At 62.6% G+C, this 334-nt stretch carries 1 protein-coding gene; it reads right to left on the bottom strand.

Annotated elements, in window-relative coordinates; genetic code table 11:
• The coding region (locus tag X744_RS01000000170790) for a CocE/NonD family hydrolase (RefSeq protein ID WP_032908316.1) at nt 1-334 on the bottom strand (334 nt) is incomplete at both ends.

Genomic DNA, 334 nt, shown 5'->3' with positions numbered 1-334 from the left:
CCTTCAGCCAGCGATCCCACCAGCGCAGCGCTTCCTGCAGGAAGCCGATGGCTGGTTTGGGGCCGGCATAGTGTGGGTATTTGTGGATCCATGGCCCGACGATGCCCTTGACCGGTGCCTCGATGTTGGTGACGAGGTGCGAGATCGTGTTGCGGTAGCCGTCGTGCCAGCCGCCGATCGACAGCACAGCCGCCTTGACGGCAGAGAAATCCTCGCAAATCGAACCGCGTTTCCAATAGCCGTCGCGATGCTGATGGCTGAGCCACAGCGGCAAGAGGAACGACTGGTTCTCCAGCCGGGTCATCCAGAGGTCGCGCCATCTGTTGTCGCCGGC

It is taken from the genome of Mesorhizobium sp. LNHC252B00, from assembly GCF_000502955.1.
In the GTDB taxonomy this organism is placed as follows: Bacteria; Pseudomonadota; Alphaproteobacteria; order Rhizobiales; family Rhizobiaceae; genus Mesorhizobium.
Note: the sequence above shows the minus strand (reverse complement) of the source record. Positions and strands in the feature narration are given on the sequence as shown.